At 74.8% G+C, this 1,064-nt stretch carries 1 pseudogene; it reads left to right on the top strand.

Going from position 1 to position 1,064, the window contains the following annotated elements:
• Window positions 1-683 precede the first annotated feature (683 nt).
• Window positions 684-1,064, top strand: a pseudogene (locus ASG00_RS15980) (hypothetical protein); the annotation flags it as partial.

Consider the following 1,064-nt stretch of genomic DNA (forward strand, 5'->3'; position numbering starts at 1 on the left):
CCCCGAAAGAGGGCCGTGAGAGGCCGGAATTTCCGGACATGAACCCGCTTCCGTCCACTCGAACGACGTGCATACACTCGCCGCATCACCGCAGCAGCGGCACTTACCTGAGGAGGAGGTGAGACGGATGAACCTCATCACCACAACGCATCGCCGGATGTCACGGGTCCGCCCGTCCGCCCCCGTGCAGACGCGCCGCGCCGGCGTCGCATCCGCCCCCGGGCACCACGCACGCACCGCGTCGACGGCCCTCCCCCCGGGCCTGCGCCCCACCCCCCACCGCTCCGGCGCCTCCGACGCGTCGGGCCAGGTGCACCCCACCCTCCCCACGGGGACCCTGGCGCCGGGCGGCGCCAGCGGGTCGGGCAACCCGATGATGGCGAGCCCCACGCTCGGCACTCTCGGGGTTCCCGCCGGCGCCGCCCCACACCGTCGTTCCGCCGGCCCACCCGGGCCGCTCGGGCAGCCACCCGATCCGCCACCGGACCTCCGGCGCCGCTGACACCCCACCGCACACCTGACGAGCGACCGCTCGCCAGACGATCCGTCGCGCCCTCGCGACCCTCACATGGGAACAGACCATGCACACCTTCGATTCGCACGCCCCGGTGCGCCCCGCGGAATCCGCGACGGCGATCGTCGCGACGTCGCCGATCAGCGGGCCGACCGGCCCGCGAGGTGGCATGCCCACTCACTCCCCGGTGGCCGCCCCCGCGGCCACCGGCGGGCCATCCACCTCGGTCGGGGGTGATCGCACGGCCTCGGTCGTCGACGACCCCACCGCCCAGCTCCGCTCCCTCGCTGACGCGACGTCCGCCACGATCCGCACTTCGCCGACTCTTCCTGTGTCGGGGACCCCTGGGTGCGCATCGGATGCCTCGGCCCCCGCCGCGTTCATCGCGGCAGCGGCGCCCCGGCTCGGCCACGTCGATGCAGTCGACAGCCGGCTGGTCGCCCTCGGCGTGTCCGGCGCTCGTCGTCGGCCGATCGGCCAGCGGGCGACGACCGAGATGGGCGACGTCCCCGCTCCTCGCGAGAGCGCGGGTCGCCGCAACCGTCCCGGG

The organism is Microbacterium sp. Leaf351 (assembly GCF_001423825.1).
GTDB classification, from domain to species: domain Bacteria; phylum Actinomycetota; class Actinomycetes; order Actinomycetales; family Microbacteriaceae; genus Microbacterium; species Microbacterium ginsengisoli.